The following is a 14,571-nucleotide window of genomic DNA, read 5'->3' as shown; positions in this document are numbered from 1 at the left end:
ATGGCAGGAAAAGTATATTTGGTAGGTGCAGGACCCGGAGACGCAAGATTAATTACGGTCAAGGGTTGGGAATGCATTCAATTGGGCGATGTCATTGTGTACGACAGACTGGCAAGCCCACGCCTCTTGGGACTGATGAAGCCAGGTGCCCAAAAAATATATGTCGGCAAGTTGCCAGATCGTCACACTATGAAGCAAGAGGAAATTAATCAGCTGCTGGTGGATTTGGCCTTGGAGGGCAAAACAGTTGTTCGGCTTAAAGGGGGAGACCCTACTATATTTGGACGGGTCGGCGAGGAAGCCGGGCTATTGCGTAAACACGGTATTTCCTATGAAATTATACCCGGCATCACATCAGCAATCAGTGTGCCCGCCTATGCGGGCATTCCGGTCACACACCGGGATATGGCCTCATCGCTGTCTATCATTACAGGTCATGAAAGTCCAGATAAACTCGACAAAAGTATTCATTGGGATAAAGTGACGAACGCAACGGGCACACTGATCTTTATGATGGGTGTAGCAAAGATCGGCTATATCAGTGAACAGCTCATAAAACACGGCAAGCCGTCAGATACTCCTGTTGCCTTGATCCGTTGGGGGACCCGCGCCGAGCAGGATACGCTGGTGGGTACGCTGGCGGATATTGAAGCTAAGGTGAAGGCCGCGAATTTTCAACCTCCCGCCGTCATCGTTGTCGGAGAAGTGGTCAATCAACGTGAACAGTTAAAATGGGCTGAGGACATGCCTTTGTTTGGTAAGCGGATTTTGGTTACTCGCGCGCGTGCGCAGGCCAGCAGTCTGGTTCACCGGATTGAGGAGCTTGGTGGCGAGCCTTATGAATTTCCAGTTATTCGGACTGTCGCCCCTTCGGACGAGTCAACCAAACAGGAAATTAAAGAGGCATTTGCGCGACTGCATGAATATGATTGGGTGTTTTTTACCAGCGTTAATGGAGTGGAATACTTTTTCACGCACTTAAAGGAACAGGGCAAGGACGTACGCATGCTGTTCAAAGCGCGTATTGCCGCAGTCGGACCGGCTACAGCAGCCGCGCTTCGGACGCACGGAATTGTGGCAGAACAGATCGAAGGCCCTTTTCAGGCAGAAGGCTTGCTCGAAGGATTTGAGCAGGATTTGCAGGCAGGGCAGAATGTATTTCTACCTAGAGGTGATTTAGCTCGGCCGTGGCTGCCAGAAAAGCTGAGGGAGATGGGGCTTCATGTGACCGAGGCTGATTTGTATCAAACTGTGCTGGCAGCCAACACACAGGATGACGAGCTCCTCAAGCTGCTTGAGGAACGTGCCATTCACGCGATTACGTTTACGAGTTCCTCAACCGTCACCTTTTTTCTGGAGGCGCTCAGGCAAATGGGGATCCATGATCCGTTGTCGCTGCTGGAGGGAGTTACGATTGCTGTGATCGGTCCTTTGACCGGTGAGACAGCTACCCAAGCCGGTTTGACTGTGAGTTTTATGTCAGAGAAGGCAACCATTGAAAGTCTGATTCAATCGTTATGTGACTGGAAACGATCAAGTACTCTTATGACATTATAATTTTTTGTTTTTGCTAATGAATGTATAAAAAATGGAGGTTTGTATTCATGAGTGTTCCTTTTACTAGACATCGTCGTTTGCGCCAGTCAGCTGCAATCCGCAGTATGGTGCGTGAGACGGTATTGAATCCCGCTGATTTTATCCAACCGATTTACGTAACATTTGGCACTGGGGTGAAACAGGAAATTAGCTCTATGCCAGGTGTATACCGTTTTTCTCTGGATCGGCTGGAGGAAGAACTGAAAGAGATTAGTGAGCTTGGCATTCCTGCCGTGCTCCTGTTTGGCATACCGGAAACAAAAGACAGTGTAGGGACTTCGGCTTTTGTGGACGATGGTATTGTTCAGGAAGCGACTCGTTTGATCAAGTCTCGTTATCCCGAACTGCTGGTTGTGGCTGATACTTGTTTGTGTGAGTTTACGGACCATGGACACTGCGGTATGGTACACATGCATGAGCATGATGGTGAGGTATGCGGTGAAGTATTGAATGATGAATCTCTGGAGGTGCTGGTACGTACAGCCGTTTCTCAGGCCAGAGCTGGTGCGGATATTATCGCGCCATCTAATATGATGGACGGTTTTGTACAGGCGATTCGGCAGGGGCTGGATCTAGAAGGCTTTTCACATATTCCGATTATGTCGTATTCCGTCAAATATGCGTCTGCTTTTTATGGTCCTTTCCGGGAAGCCGCAGATTCTGCGCCGCAGTTTGGTGACCGTAAATCCTATCAGATGGATCCTGCTAATGCACGTGAAGCATTGCGAGAAGCGGAATCTGATGTGCTGGAGGGTGCGGATATGCTGATGGTGAAGCCTTCTCTTTCTTACCTGGACGTGATGCGCACGATTAAGGATCAATTTGATCTGCCTATGGTGGCTTACAACGTTAGTGGTGAATATGCCATGGTCAAGGCAGCAGCTCTTCAAGGCTGGATTGATGAAAAAGCAATGGTGCTAGAGATTTTGACAAGCATGAAGCGTGCGGGTGCAGATATGATTATTACCTATTCGGCTAAGGATGCGGCAAGATGGTTGAAGCAATAAGTCTATTTTCAGAAGATAGGAGTGGTCAGATTGATCGATGAACAGCGAACAGTGCGCAAGGATACGAACTCCAAAGTAGCCTTCGATGAGGCAAAACAATACATTCCGGGTGGCGTAAACAGCCCGGTACGGGCTTTTAAATCTGTTGGGATTACACCTGTATATATCGACCATGGCGAAGGATCGCGCGTATATGATATTGATGGTCAATCCTATTTAGACTATGTATGTTCATGGGGACCGCTTATTATGGGGCATGCACATCCCGAAGTGGTTAAAGCTTTACAGGCTGCTGTTGTAAAAGGAACCAGCTTCGGCGCACCAACGTTGGCAGAAACTGAAATGGCCAAGCTCGTTTGTGAACGTGTTCCTTCCATGGATATTGTACGTATGGTTAACTCCGGAACTGAGGCGACTATGAGTGCGATTCGACTCGCACGCGGATTTACGAGCCGTAGTAAAATTCTTAAATTTGAGGGATCATATCACGGTCATGCGGACAGCTTGCTGATTAAAGCAGGCTCTGGTGTTGCGACATTAGGCTTGCCTGATAGTCCGGGTGTACCTGAAGTTGTGGCCAACCATACAATCACCGTCCCTTATAATGATTTGGCTTCGGTGAAGCTAGCTTTTGAGAAATTTGGCGAAGAGATCGCCGCAATTATTGTCGAGCCAGTAGCAGGCAATATGGGAGTTGTACCGCCACAGCCTGGATTTTTGGAAGGTTTGCGTGAGGTAACCCAGCAGTACGGAAGTCTGCTGATTTTTGATGAAGTGATGACTGGATTCCGGGTTGGACTTCATTCGGCTCAAGGTCGCTTTGGTGTGACGCCGGATCTTACCTGTCTGGGTAAAGTGATTGGTGGTGGGCTCCCTGTAGGTGCTTACGGCGGACGTCGCGATATTCTGGAGCAGATTGCTCCATCGGGGCCAATTTATCAAGCGGGTACGCTCAGCGGAAATCCGCTGGCTATGGCAGCAGGTTATTCGACACTTAAATTGCTGACGCCAGAAGTATACGATCGTCTGGAAGAGCGGGCAGCAAGACTTCAAGCCGGATTCGAACGTAATGCGAGCGAGCTGGGTATCCCTGTCACGATCAATCGCGTGGGTTCTATGGTTTGTCCATTTTTTACAGAAGAAAAGGTTGTCAATTTTGACACAGCTAAAACGAGTAATCAGGACCACTTCCGCCGTTACTTTACTGAAATGGTGAATGAGGGAGTTAGTGTGGCACCATCTCAATTTGAGGGTATGTTTGTGTCGGGCGTGCATACGGTAGAGGATATTGATGCTACCATTGAGGCGAACTATCGCGCGCTCAAACGTCTATGAGCTGGCAAGGTGGCTGGAAAAGAAGAGGACCGTGGCTGGAAGTCACGCCAGGACGTGAAGTCACAGACGGGGAAAAAAACAGTGCTGATGCTGTAGATCAGTGGTTGCTGAATCGTTTGGAATTACCAGAAAAGCTGTGGCGCAGACTGCGTCATGAAAAAGAGATTGAACTTACAGGGGACCGGCTGCGGCTGGCCCTTTTTCCTGTAATGAACCTTGGTATCACCCCTCGTTGGTATGATTTGGAGGTACTGCATGAAGATGATTTTTGCCTGGTAGTGCATAAACCAGCAGGTATGGCAGTACATCCGGACGGCGCTGTGCAGGATGGTCCGCTGACGTTGGATCATGCTGTCGCATCCTACTATGAGATGAATGGCATACATGCGGCGGTACGGCATGTACATCGTCTGGATGTGGATACGACGGGCCCAGTGCTATATGCCAAAAATGAATTTGCGTTGCTCAAGCTGGACGAGCAAATGAGAGCTAAGGATATCGGCCGCAGGTATGTAGCTTTGGTACGAGGGAAAGTACCTCCATCGCTGCGAACGTTGGATTGGCCGATTGGCAAGGACAGGCATCATAAGCAGCGCCGTCGTATATCTCCGACTGGGCAGAAGGCGGTTACCCATATTGAACTTGGGGAAGTATGGGGAAGCGGTCCAAGTGCAGTGAGTCTCGTATATCTGACGCTGGAGACAGGCCGGACGCACCAGATTCGCGTACATCTTAGTCATGCTGGCTACCCGTTGCTTGGGGATGTATTATACGGGGGTCGGGCTACTGATTTTGGCAGGCAGGCGCTGCACGGAGAGCGTCTTACCTTCTGTCATCCGCTGAGTGGCGAAACAATTACGGTGGAGGATGCTTGGCCGGATGATTTTCAAAAGCTGCACAAACAGCTATAAAAGATGGCATGCCTTCTATTTTGGCGCATATACTTGAACCTAGAAACGGTTTGCAATATGGAGTTTCCGTGCGCCTGACCAGAAGTCAGAGGATGTGCGGAGACTGCCCAAAGGAGGATGCCATCCTTGAACAAACAACAGAATGATCAGCCGCAAGGCTTGCGTTTTGATATTTATGAACGCATTCATTTGACGGAGGAAGCTGCCGGGATTGCTGAGTTGGAGGAAATTGAGCTTCTGCCACGCATTCAGGTTGTAACCCACGGCGACCATGCCGCTTTGCGAGGGCATTTGCTGCTGGAGGGCGTGTACCGCACACCTGAACAGATCACGAGCGAGCTTCATCATTTGATCCCTGTGGAAATTACCATTCCGCTAAACCGCGTAGGGAGATTGGAAGATATCTCTGTCGAGATTGAAAATTTTGATGTGGACCTGCTCTCTTTACGTAGTCTAAACATTACAGGTGTTCTTTCTTTGCATGGCGTGGAAAGCTCGCACGCGGAGGAGACGGCGGTCTGGCTGGATGAGGAATTTACCGTAGTGCATGCACCTGAGCATCCGGTTCAATCCCTTCCCGCCAATGGAGAGCATCGCCATGCAGAGACCTATTCTACCAATGACTCGCCCTCCAATTTCACAGACCCTGAAACTTCCTACAGAGTGCCAGCACAACAGGAGTCCGTTTCCTGGGAGCAGCTGTCTGAGGGCCATGAGGAACAGAAGGCATCGTCGGAACAGCAAGCTTATGAGTCGGCAGTAGATCCTAACCGATTCTATGAGCCTTGGACGGGTAAAGCAGTTGAAGACAGCTCTCCCGAGGTCAAGCATGAGCATGGGTCTCCGGAAGTGTGGGGATTTCAGCAAGAGGAAGCATGGACAGGGGGGAATGAACCTAAAGTATCTTCCGCATCTCCCAATATAGTATATGACCCTTTGTTGAATGAACCGCATCTTGCCACGGAGTCCGAGGTCTATTTGGAGCCACAGTTGGAGGAGAGTCAAGTAGATAACTTCGACTTCAGGCCCGAAGCGTCAGAACAGGTGAACCACGAGGCCCATGACACCTTTACTGAGGATAAGCCAGAGATGCGTGTGGCGCTTAACAGTAAAAAGGATGAAGGGGCAGACGAGCCAGACCCGGTTGTCTACTCATCATTGCTCCAATCCAGCCGTTCGGTGAAGGAAGCCGAATACCAGCAGCAATTGGAGCAGGAGCCGCAGGATCAGGATCAGAAAGCCGAAGAAGAGCGGGAGAATGCCAAGTGGAAGAACCTTTTTTTTCATACACAAGATGAAACACCTTTTCGCAAGGTGCGGTTATGCATTGTACAGCGCGAGGATACACTGGAAACCATAGCTGACCGTTATCAGCTCAGCACACGTGAGCTTCAACTGTATAACAGATTGGCGGAGCATCATGTGGAAGAAGGACAGGTATTGTACATCCCTTGATCCGGTTGTTGAAAAATGCACAGCGGGTGTTGACTATAGTCAATGGGAAATGTATGATGTGGTATAGTTATTGAAAGACTGAGATCGGGAAGAGTAGGCAGCAAGCCCTTCAGAGAGTGGAATTGCAGCGCTGTGAGGTTCCGCAGGAAGCTACTGGCCGAAGTCACCCGGGAGTCGCCTGTTTGAACGGTTCCTCATTTAATTCCTACGGAAGATAAGAGGTTCACGGTAGAATAAGGCCGGTCCGCAACCGTTATCTGCATAAAGTGTCACACCATGTGTAATGGATCAGTGGATACATACACTAGGGGTGAAACAAAGGTGGTACCGCGAGAGAACAGCCTTTCGTCCTTTGAGGATGAAGGGCTTTTTTTATTTGCCAATTGAAAATCATGGAGGTATCCTGATATGTCAGAACAAGACAACAAGACAACCTTGGAAATGCCAACAACGTACGATCCAAAATCAGCAGAACAAAAATGGTACAAAACGTGGATGGAGAAGGGCTATTTCCGCGCCGGGCAACATCCAGAGGCAAAGCCTTTTACAATCGTTATTCCACCACCGAATGTTACAGGTATGTTGCATATTGGACATGCTCTTGACTTTACTTTGCAGGATATTATTATTCGCGCCAAGCGGATGCAGGGTTATGATGCCTTGTGGCTGCCAGGGGCAGACCATGCGGGTATTGCTACCCAAACAAAGGTAGAGCAAAAGCTGCGTGAAGAAGGCCTGACACGTTATGATTTGGGCCGCGAGAAGTTTTTGGAGAAAGTGTGGGAGTGGAAGGAACTTTATCTGGATAATATCCATAATCAATGGGAAAAGATGGGTTTTTCTCTCGATTATTCTCGTGAGCGTTTTACGCTGGATGAGGGACTGTCTCAAGCGGTACGCGAGGTATTCGTTACACTGTACAAGAAGGGTCTGATTTATCGCGGTAAACGCATCATTAACTGGGACCCTGCTGCACGTACTGCATTATCGGATATTGAGGTGGAATACAAAGAGGTGAACGGAAATCTGTATCACCTGCAATATCCACTGAAAGACGGTAGCGGATTTATTACGGTAGCCACTACACGTCCTGAAACGATGCTGGGCGATACAGCTGTAGCTGTACACCCGGAAGATGAACGCTACAAGCAAATGATCGGCAAAACGCTTGTGCTCCCAATCATCGGACGGGAAATTCCGGTCATTGCGGATGACTACGTTGATAAAGATTTCGGTAGCGGCGCGGTTAAAATTACACCGGCTCACGACCCGAATGACTTTGAAATGGGACAACGTCACCAGCTGCCACAAATTACGGTGATGGACGAAACGGGAACGATGAATGCCGAAGCAGGCAAATATCAGGGCCTTGATCGTAGCGATTGCCGTAAGCAAATCGTCGCTGATCTGAAAGAGCAGGGCGTACTGATTCGTATTGAAGAGCACGTACACCAAGTAGGCCACAGTGAGCGTACAGGTGTAGTTGTAGAACCTTATCTGTCCACACAATGGTTTGTGGAAATGAAGCCTCTGGCAGCTAAAGCGATTGAAGTGCAGAAGGCTGGCAACGGGGTAAACTTTGTACCGGATCGCTTTGAACGTACTTATCTGCATTGGATTGAAAATGTGCGTGACTGGTGTATTTCCCGTCAATTATGGTGGGGACACCGTATTCCGGCTTGGTACGATGAGGAAACCGGAGAAGTTATTGTATCGGCGGAGGACCCTACAACTTTGCCTGAGTATGCTGGCAGAAAGCTAAAACAGGATGAGGATGTGCTGGATACTTGGTTCAGCTCGGCTTTGTGGCCGTTTTCGACACTGGGCTGGCCTGAGCAGACAGAGGACCTCAAACGCTACTATCCGACTAATGTCTTGGTTACAGGCTATGACATTATTTATTTCTGGGTATCGCGTATGATTTTTACCGCGCTGGAGTTTACGGAAGAGATTCCGTTCAAGGACGTACTTATGCACGGGTTGGTTCGTGATGCGGACGGTAGAAAAATGTCCAAATCCCTCGGCAACGGTGTTGATCCGCTCGACGTGATTGACCAATATGGTACCGATGCCATGCGTTATATGATTTCCACCAGTAGCACGCCTGGGCAAGACCTTCGTTTCCGCTGGGAGCGGGTGGAGCAGGCCCGTAACTTTGCCAATAAAATCTGGAATGCGTCACGCTTTGCGCTGATGAATCTGGAAGGCGTCACTTCGGCAGATATAGACATTACTGGTGACTTGAGCACCGCTGATCGTTGGATCCTGCATCGTCTAAACGAAACTTCACGCGACATCACGCGTCTAATAGATGCTTATGAATTTGGCGAGACAGGCCGCCTTCTATATAACTTTATTTGGGATGATTTGTGCGACTGGTACATCGAGTTTGCGAAGCTTTCCCTATATGGCGACAATGCAGAGGCGAAAAAGAAAACGCAATCCGTACTTGCATATGTATTGGATCGGACGCTGCGCATGATTCATCCGTTCATGCCGTTTATCTCTGAGGAAATATGGCAGCATCTCCCGCATGAGGGAGAAACGATTACACTGGCCGCTTGGCCTGTTTATGATCCGGCTTTTGAGGATAAGGATGCAGTTGCAGAAATGAATTTGCTAATCGACGTAATTCGCGCTGTGCGCAATATCCGTGCTGAAGTCAACGTGCCGATGAGTAAAAAAATTGAATTACTCATAAAACCTGGCGATCAAGCCGTTCTCGATATTATTAACCGCAATGGGGAATATGTACGTAGATTCTGTAATACGTCTGAATTCGACGCGGGATTAGAATTCACCGTTCCAGATAAAGCGATGACATCTATAGTTAGCGGCGCAGAGCTATACCTGCCGCTGGCCGGGCTGCTTGATATTGCCCAGGAAATTAGCAGACTGGAAAAAGAACTTCAGCATTTGAACAGTGAAGTGGAGCGCGTGGAGAAAAAGTTATCTAACCAAGGCTTTGTGGCGAAGGCACCAGCTAAAGTCATCGAGGAAGAAAAGGCCAAGCAAGCCGATTACTCAGATAAGCGCGCTAAAGTTATCGCACGTATTGAAGAACTCAAGGGATAATTTCACTCACAATAAAATGACCTGAAGGTGAAGAGGATGTCAGATACGATCAGGGGCGGAGATACGGCTCCTTTACAAAGCTATGATGAAGCAGTGGAATGGATTAACGGCTTGATTCCGTTTGGTATCAGACCCGGATTGGAACGAATTGAACAGCTAATGAGTAAGTTGGGTGATCCGCAACGACATCTGAAGTTTGTGCATATTGCGGGAACCAACGGTAAAGGCTCGACTTGTGCCTTTCTGACCTCTGTGCTACTGAAATGTGGGTACGATGTCGGAACTTTTACGTCTCCGTACATCACCCGGTTTACGAACCGTTTTCAATTCAATGGGACCGATATTCCCGATGAAACGCTGGTTTTGCTTGCCAATCGCTTGTATCCGTTGGTGAAAGAAATCGCAGATAGTGAATTGGGATCACCTACGATGTTTGAGGTATCGACAGCGTTGGCTATTTTATACTATGCTACGGTATCTTTCCCAGATGTTGTGGTATGGGAGACAGGTCTCGGGGGAAGGATGGATGTAACTAATATCGTGAGTCCAATCGTCTCGGTTATTACGAATGTCGGCTATGACCATACGGATATTTTAGGAGATACGCTCGAACAGATTGCAAGGGAAAAGGCTGGTATCATCAAACCGGGTGTACCTGTCGTTAGCTGTGTTTCCCAACCCGAGGCTATTCAGGTCATACGTGAAACGGCGGCAAAGCAAGGAGCTACCTTGTACCTGGCAGGAGAACAGTTTACGTATGAACGGCTAAATGGGGATGAAACAGCGCAGACCTTTTCATTCGCGGGGCCCTTCCGACATATGGAAATTGACATCACGTTGTTAGGCGAGCACCAATGTTCTAATGCGGCAGGAGCTATGATGGCACTTGAGGTCCTACGTCAGTATATGGCTTTTGTGTTGGATGATGCAGAACTGCTGGAGGGCTTTAGGCAAACTGCTTGGGCAGGGCGTCTCGAACAAGTCAGTACCTCGCCGAGGATTGTCCTTGATGGAGCTCATAATCCAGAAGGAGCACAGACGCTGGCCAAGAGTCTTCCTCAAGTGTATTCGTACAAAAAATTGGTTTTAATGATGGGGATGCTGTCAAACAAGCATCATGAAGCATACTTGCAGCATATACTGCCACTAGTGGATACGCTTATCCTGACCGAGCCCGATTTTCGCCGCAAAATGAATGCCGCTGAATTGGCTCATCTCGTGGAGAAGCTGCGGCCGTCTTATGCCAAAACGGATTTAAAAATAATTGTAGAAGGTGACTGGAAAAAGGCTCTTGGCCTGCTTCAGTCACATACGGAAGCGGAAGATCTGGGGGTGGTGTCCGGCACGCTGTACCTTATTGCGGATGTACGGGCTACCCTTATGTATCAAACCGATTCGGAAAAAGGTTGGTGAAATTTGTTGATTACTTCGGAACATGTTCATTTTATCGGTATCGGCGGCTACGGGATGAGCGCGATTGCTCGGGTCATGCTGGAGATGGGTTATACCGTGACTGGCTCAGATGTGGCATCACAAGAGCTGACAGAAAAACTGGCGGCAAAAGGCGCAAAAATATATATTGGACACACGCCTGAGCATATTGCAGGCGCGGATATCGTCGTCTATTCAACAGCATTGTCACGTGACAATGTGGAGCGGGTGGCAGCGGAGGAATTGAATATTCCAACTCTGCACCGTTCGCAGATGCTGGCTCGCTTGCTTAACGAACGTAAGGGAATAGCTGTTGCGGGTGCGCACGGTAAAACGACAACCTCTTCCATGATCGCTCTGGTTATGGAGAGATGTAACGTTGATCCAACGTATATTATTGGCGGCGAAATCACGAATTTGGGGACGAATGCCAAAGCAGGTAAAAGCGAGTTTGTCGTTGCTGAGGCGGATGAGAGTGATGGTTCTTTCCTGCAATATCATCCTTGGCAAGGCATCGTAACCAATATTGAAGCGGATCATTTGGAAAATTACGATGGCGACTTTAATCGTCTGAAAAGTGCCTATGTGCAGTTTTTGAGTCAAATTCGACCGGATGGGGCGGCTATTGTATGCGCAGATGATCAGAACATCCGGGAAATGCTGCCTCAGCTCCAGACTCGGGTCATTACTTATGGAGTGGAGCATGAAGCGGATTATATGGCGACAGATATCCAATTAGGTGACCGTCGATTAAGCTTCACTATGAGCCGCAAGGGAACAGCACTCGGAACGATCGAACTATCAGTGCCGGGTAAACATAACATGTATAATGCGATGGCGACTGTGATTTCATGCTTGGAAGCAGGGATTCCATTCGATCAAATCGCTGCGACAATTGTGGAATTTCACGGCGCGAAGCGTCGTTTTCAAGTACTAGGTGAAAGCAATGACATACTGATTATTGATGACTATGCGCATCACCCAACAGAGATTGAGGCTACGATTAGCGCAGCGAGAGCGACTGGCAAACGTATTATTGCTGTATTCCAGCCGCAACGCTATAGCCGTACCTTTTTCCTGCTCGATGCGTTCAGCCGCGCGTTTAGCGAGGCTAGTGAAGTCATAATTACCGATATTTATTCACCAGCGGGTGAAAAACAGATTGAAGGCGTGCATTCTTCCAAGCTCGTGGATTTAATCGTCCAAAACAGCAATGCGAATGCAATCTATTTGCCGACCAAAGAAGCTGTGATCGAGGAGTTGAAAGATCGGTTACAGCCGGGTGATCTTGTGCTGACGATGGGAGCGGGAGATATCTGGAAAGCAGGTGACGCGTTAGCGCGCCATCTTCGCGGACAGCAAGTGTAATACGTATAAAAAAGAGCTGTTACGCCAATGAATCACATTTATTCAAGGGTATTCCGAACACGATTGTGTTTCGGGATACCCTTTTTTGTAATGCTGGGGCATATATTCTTAGCTTGACTCATACAACAGACTATGAGGAAGTATGGGACAAGGAGGGAGTGCATCCATGAACAAGACCAAGATGACATTCCGGTTCGACCAACAGTTGCCGGAGACAAGCCGGGAGGATAAGCTACAGGTGCTTCCGTACAAAAACGAGTCGATTACGAACGAACAGCGTGAAACTGATAACCCGCATAAAGGAACGGAACGGAACAGAGGAATGAAGAAAAATACTGTAACTAAGCAAGAATCAGAGATCAACGAGCCTGAGGATCTGAACAAACGCATTTCAAGTCGGCGTTTTGCTCCGACATTAAGAGTACAAGAGGGATGGGATGACCCCTTTGGTCGTTCGGCGGCTTCCTGGTCAGATGCGGAAGTTCTACCAGATAGCCTGGAAGAGGATGAGGAAGCTTATCATTCTGTCCAAGAGTACAGAAAGCGTCCGCCCCACCCTTCTAGATGGAAACTGGTTGGCTCTGTAGCCAGCGCGCTGGTGACCGGAGGCATGTTTGGATATATTATGTTGTTACTGTTTAACGGAGGAGGCATGGTCCCAGGATCAGATCCTTCAGTAGAGGAGGCAGTACCGGTCTTTAAAGAATCTGTTGGTGTGGATGCAATATCTGCAAAAGAGAATTCTGTCCCTGTCACTGTCATAGAGGCTCAGGTACCGCCACAAACCTACTATTTGCTGCAATATGGGGTTTTCAGCACTCCAGAACGGGCCTTACAAGCAAAAGAAGAACTGTTGAAGGCAGGCATTGCAGCAGGAGGGGATACCGAGGACCAAAACCGGGTATATGCAGGAATATCGCCGGATAGGGAGCAAGCCAAGTTGCTCAGCAATCAGTTGAAAACACAAGGAGTCGAATTGTATGTTCGTGAGCTTGAATTGCCTGGATTCGAAAAAGCAGCTTACGGAGGCGAAGGTGATAAACTCACTAGCTTTTTTCAGTTAAGCAGTTCATTGGTGGGTAAGTTGAGCGGACTTTCCTCAACCTTGCTTGGAGAAGGAGGTCCGAATACGGTGCCAGCCTCCGACATGAAGGAGCTGAACGACCTGCATCAGCAGTGGACACAAAATATCACTGCACTTCCCACTGGGCTTTCGAAGGAAGCGGCTGTCTCCGCAACCTCACTTGAAAAGGCGATGAACAGTGCGATCTCTGCAATTGGGGAATATAACAAGAACACAGCCAAGGAACACATTTGGGAGATTCAGTCCTCCATGATGGAATATGTTTTGCGTGAGAAGGAATTTATCCAATTCATAAAACAATAAGCTAACCATATTTTCCGGCAAGGAACTGGAAATAGTTCCCCATGCCGGATTTCTGTTTGTATTGCAGTACAAATCACCGTATAATAATGAAGGTGTCAAAAAATGGCGAGGGAAGATCAGGATGAAAAAAAATGTAGGAATGCTTATACTGTTTTTGTTGCTCGGTTGGCTCTTGGGTGCATGGATTGCCAAAGCCCTTCAATCGATCAAGTTCCTTTCCTTTCTGACCCACCCCACTAGGATATCTTGGTCGCCGAGAGCGGACCTGGATATTATCAGCTACAACATAACGATAAATTTTGAATTGAGCCTGCTTAGTCTGATCGGCATCATTGCCGCGTTCTGGCTGTACCGCAGGCTCTAACTGATGAAAAGGAGCTTCCCTTATGGACGGGAAAATTACGCCCCGCATTATTCTGGCATCGACTTCACCAAGAAGGAAGGAATTGCTCGCATTTTTGAGACTCCCCTTTGAGGTGGTGCCGAGTCATGCGGATGAGAGCACGCCTGAGAGCTGGACGCCTCAGCAAATCGTGGAGACCCTTGCGGCACGCAAAGCCGAAGCGGTCGTGAACACCGCCGCTCAGTCGAAGGAAGCCGGACTGGTGATTGGCAGTGATACCATTGTCGTGCTGGATGGTTCGGTATTGGGCAAGCCTGCCGACCATGCGGACGCGGTTCGCATGCTGACTGCATTGCAGGGAAGGACACACCGTGTGTACACCGGGGTAGCCTGCATACATACCGGAACCGGCGAAATGCTTGTCAGACATCGCCAAACGGAGGTTACAATGAAGCCTCTGAGTCAAGAGCAAATTGTGGCATACGTGAATACTGGTGAACCGTCTGACAAAGCAGGAGCGTATGGCATTCAAGGCATGGGTGCTACGCTGGTGGAATCTATTCAGGGTTGTTATTTTAACGTCGTAGGATTGCCGCTTTCCTTGCTGTCGGACATGCTGTCCGATTTTGGAGTGAATGTGTTGCGTCCATAAAGGGGATAAAC

At 48.6% G+C, this 14,571-nt stretch carries 11 protein-coding genes; all 11 read left to right on the top strand.

Features of this window, described 5'->3' with window-relative positions:
• The 11 genes from cobA (at window position 1) to KAI36_RS20385 (ending at window position 14,560) form a co-directional block, all read left to right on the top strand.
• Window positions 1-1,557, top strand: coding sequence for a uroporphyrinogen-III C-methyltransferase (gene cobA / locus KAI36_RS20435; protein WP_220025857.1), 1,557 nt, complete (start codon window positions 1-3; stop codon window positions 1,555-1,557).
• Window positions 1,558-1,604: 47 nt separating this feature from the next.
• The gene (gene hemB, locus KAI36_RS20430; protein ID WP_028541574.1) at window positions 1,605-2,603 is read left to right on the top strand and encodes a porphobilinogen synthase; all 999 of its coding nucleotides are present in this window, start codon (window positions 1,605-1,607) and stop codon (window positions 2,601-2,603) included.
• 30 nt (window positions 2,604-2,633) lie between these two features.
• Window positions 2,634-3,938, top strand: a complete 1,305-nt coding sequence (gene hemL / locus KAI36_RS20425) for a glutamate-1-semialdehyde 2,1-aminomutase (RefSeq protein ID WP_220025856.1) — start codon at window positions 2,634-2,636, stop codon at window positions 3,936-3,938.
• Entirely contained in the window at window positions 3,935-4,849 is a 915-nt protein-coding gene (locus tag KAI36_RS20420) for an RluA family pseudouridine synthase (protein WP_071642581.1), read from the top strand. The genes hemL and KAI36_RS20420 overlap by 4 nt, the downstream gene beginning before the upstream one ends.
• A 126-nt stretch (window positions 4,850-4,975) precedes the next feature.
• Window positions 4,976-6,304, top strand: a complete 1,329-nt coding sequence (locus KAI36_RS20415) for a LysM peptidoglycan-binding domain-containing protein (RefSeq protein ID WP_220025855.1) — start codon at window positions 4,976-4,978, stop codon at window positions 6,302-6,304.
• Window positions 6,305-6,712: 408 nt separating this feature from the next.
• The gene (locus KAI36_RS20410) at window positions 6,713-9,379 is read left to right on the top strand and encodes a valine--tRNA ligase (RefSeq protein WP_220025854.1); all 2,667 of its coding nucleotides are present in this window, start codon (window positions 6,713-6,715) and stop codon (window positions 9,377-9,379) included.
• 36 nt (window positions 9,380-9,415) lie between these two features.
• Window positions 9,416-10,792 (top strand): bifunctional folylpolyglutamate synthase/dihydrofolate synthase, encoded by a 1,377-nt coding sequence (locus KAI36_RS20405; RefSeq protein ID WP_023989957.1) that lies wholly within the window; start codon window positions 9,416-9,418, stop codon window positions 10,790-10,792.
• 6 nt (window positions 10,793-10,798) lie between these two features.
• Window positions 10,799-12,178 carry a UDP-N-acetylmuramate--L-alanine ligase gene (murC, locus tag KAI36_RS20400; protein ID WP_013311605.1) on the top strand — a complete coding sequence of 460 codons (1,380 nt, stop codon included), beginning with the start codon at window positions 10,799-10,801 and terminating at the stop codon, window positions 12,176-12,178.
• Window positions 12,179-12,344: 166 nt separating this feature from the next.
• Complete coding sequence (locus KAI36_RS20395) at window positions 12,345-13,565, top strand: SPOR domain-containing protein (RefSeq protein ID WP_220025853.1); 1,221 nt, start codon at window positions 12,345-12,347, stop codon at window positions 13,563-13,565.
• A 121-nt stretch (window positions 13,566-13,686) separates the two neighbouring features.
• Window positions 13,687-13,929: a DUF4321 domain-containing protein gene (locus KAI36_RS20390; protein ID WP_023989955.1), complete on the top strand. Its 243-nt coding sequence runs from the start codon at window positions 13,687-13,689 to the stop codon at window positions 13,927-13,929.
• Window positions 13,930-13,951: 22 nt separating this feature from the next.
• Complete coding sequence (locus tag KAI36_RS20385; protein ID WP_025722727.1) at window positions 13,952-14,560, top strand: Maf family protein; 609 nt, start codon at window positions 13,952-13,954, stop codon at window positions 14,558-14,560.
• Window positions 14,561-14,571: the final 11 nt, after the last annotated feature.

Origin of the sequence: Paenibacillus sp. S02 (assembly GCF_019454065.1) — a bacterium.
In the GTDB taxonomy this organism is placed as follows: Bacteria; Bacillota; Bacilli; order Paenibacillales; family Paenibacillaceae; genus Paenibacillus; species Paenibacillus polymyxa_B.
The sequence above is the reverse complement of the archived record's forward strand: the minus strand, read 5'-3'. Positions and strand labels throughout refer to the sequence as shown.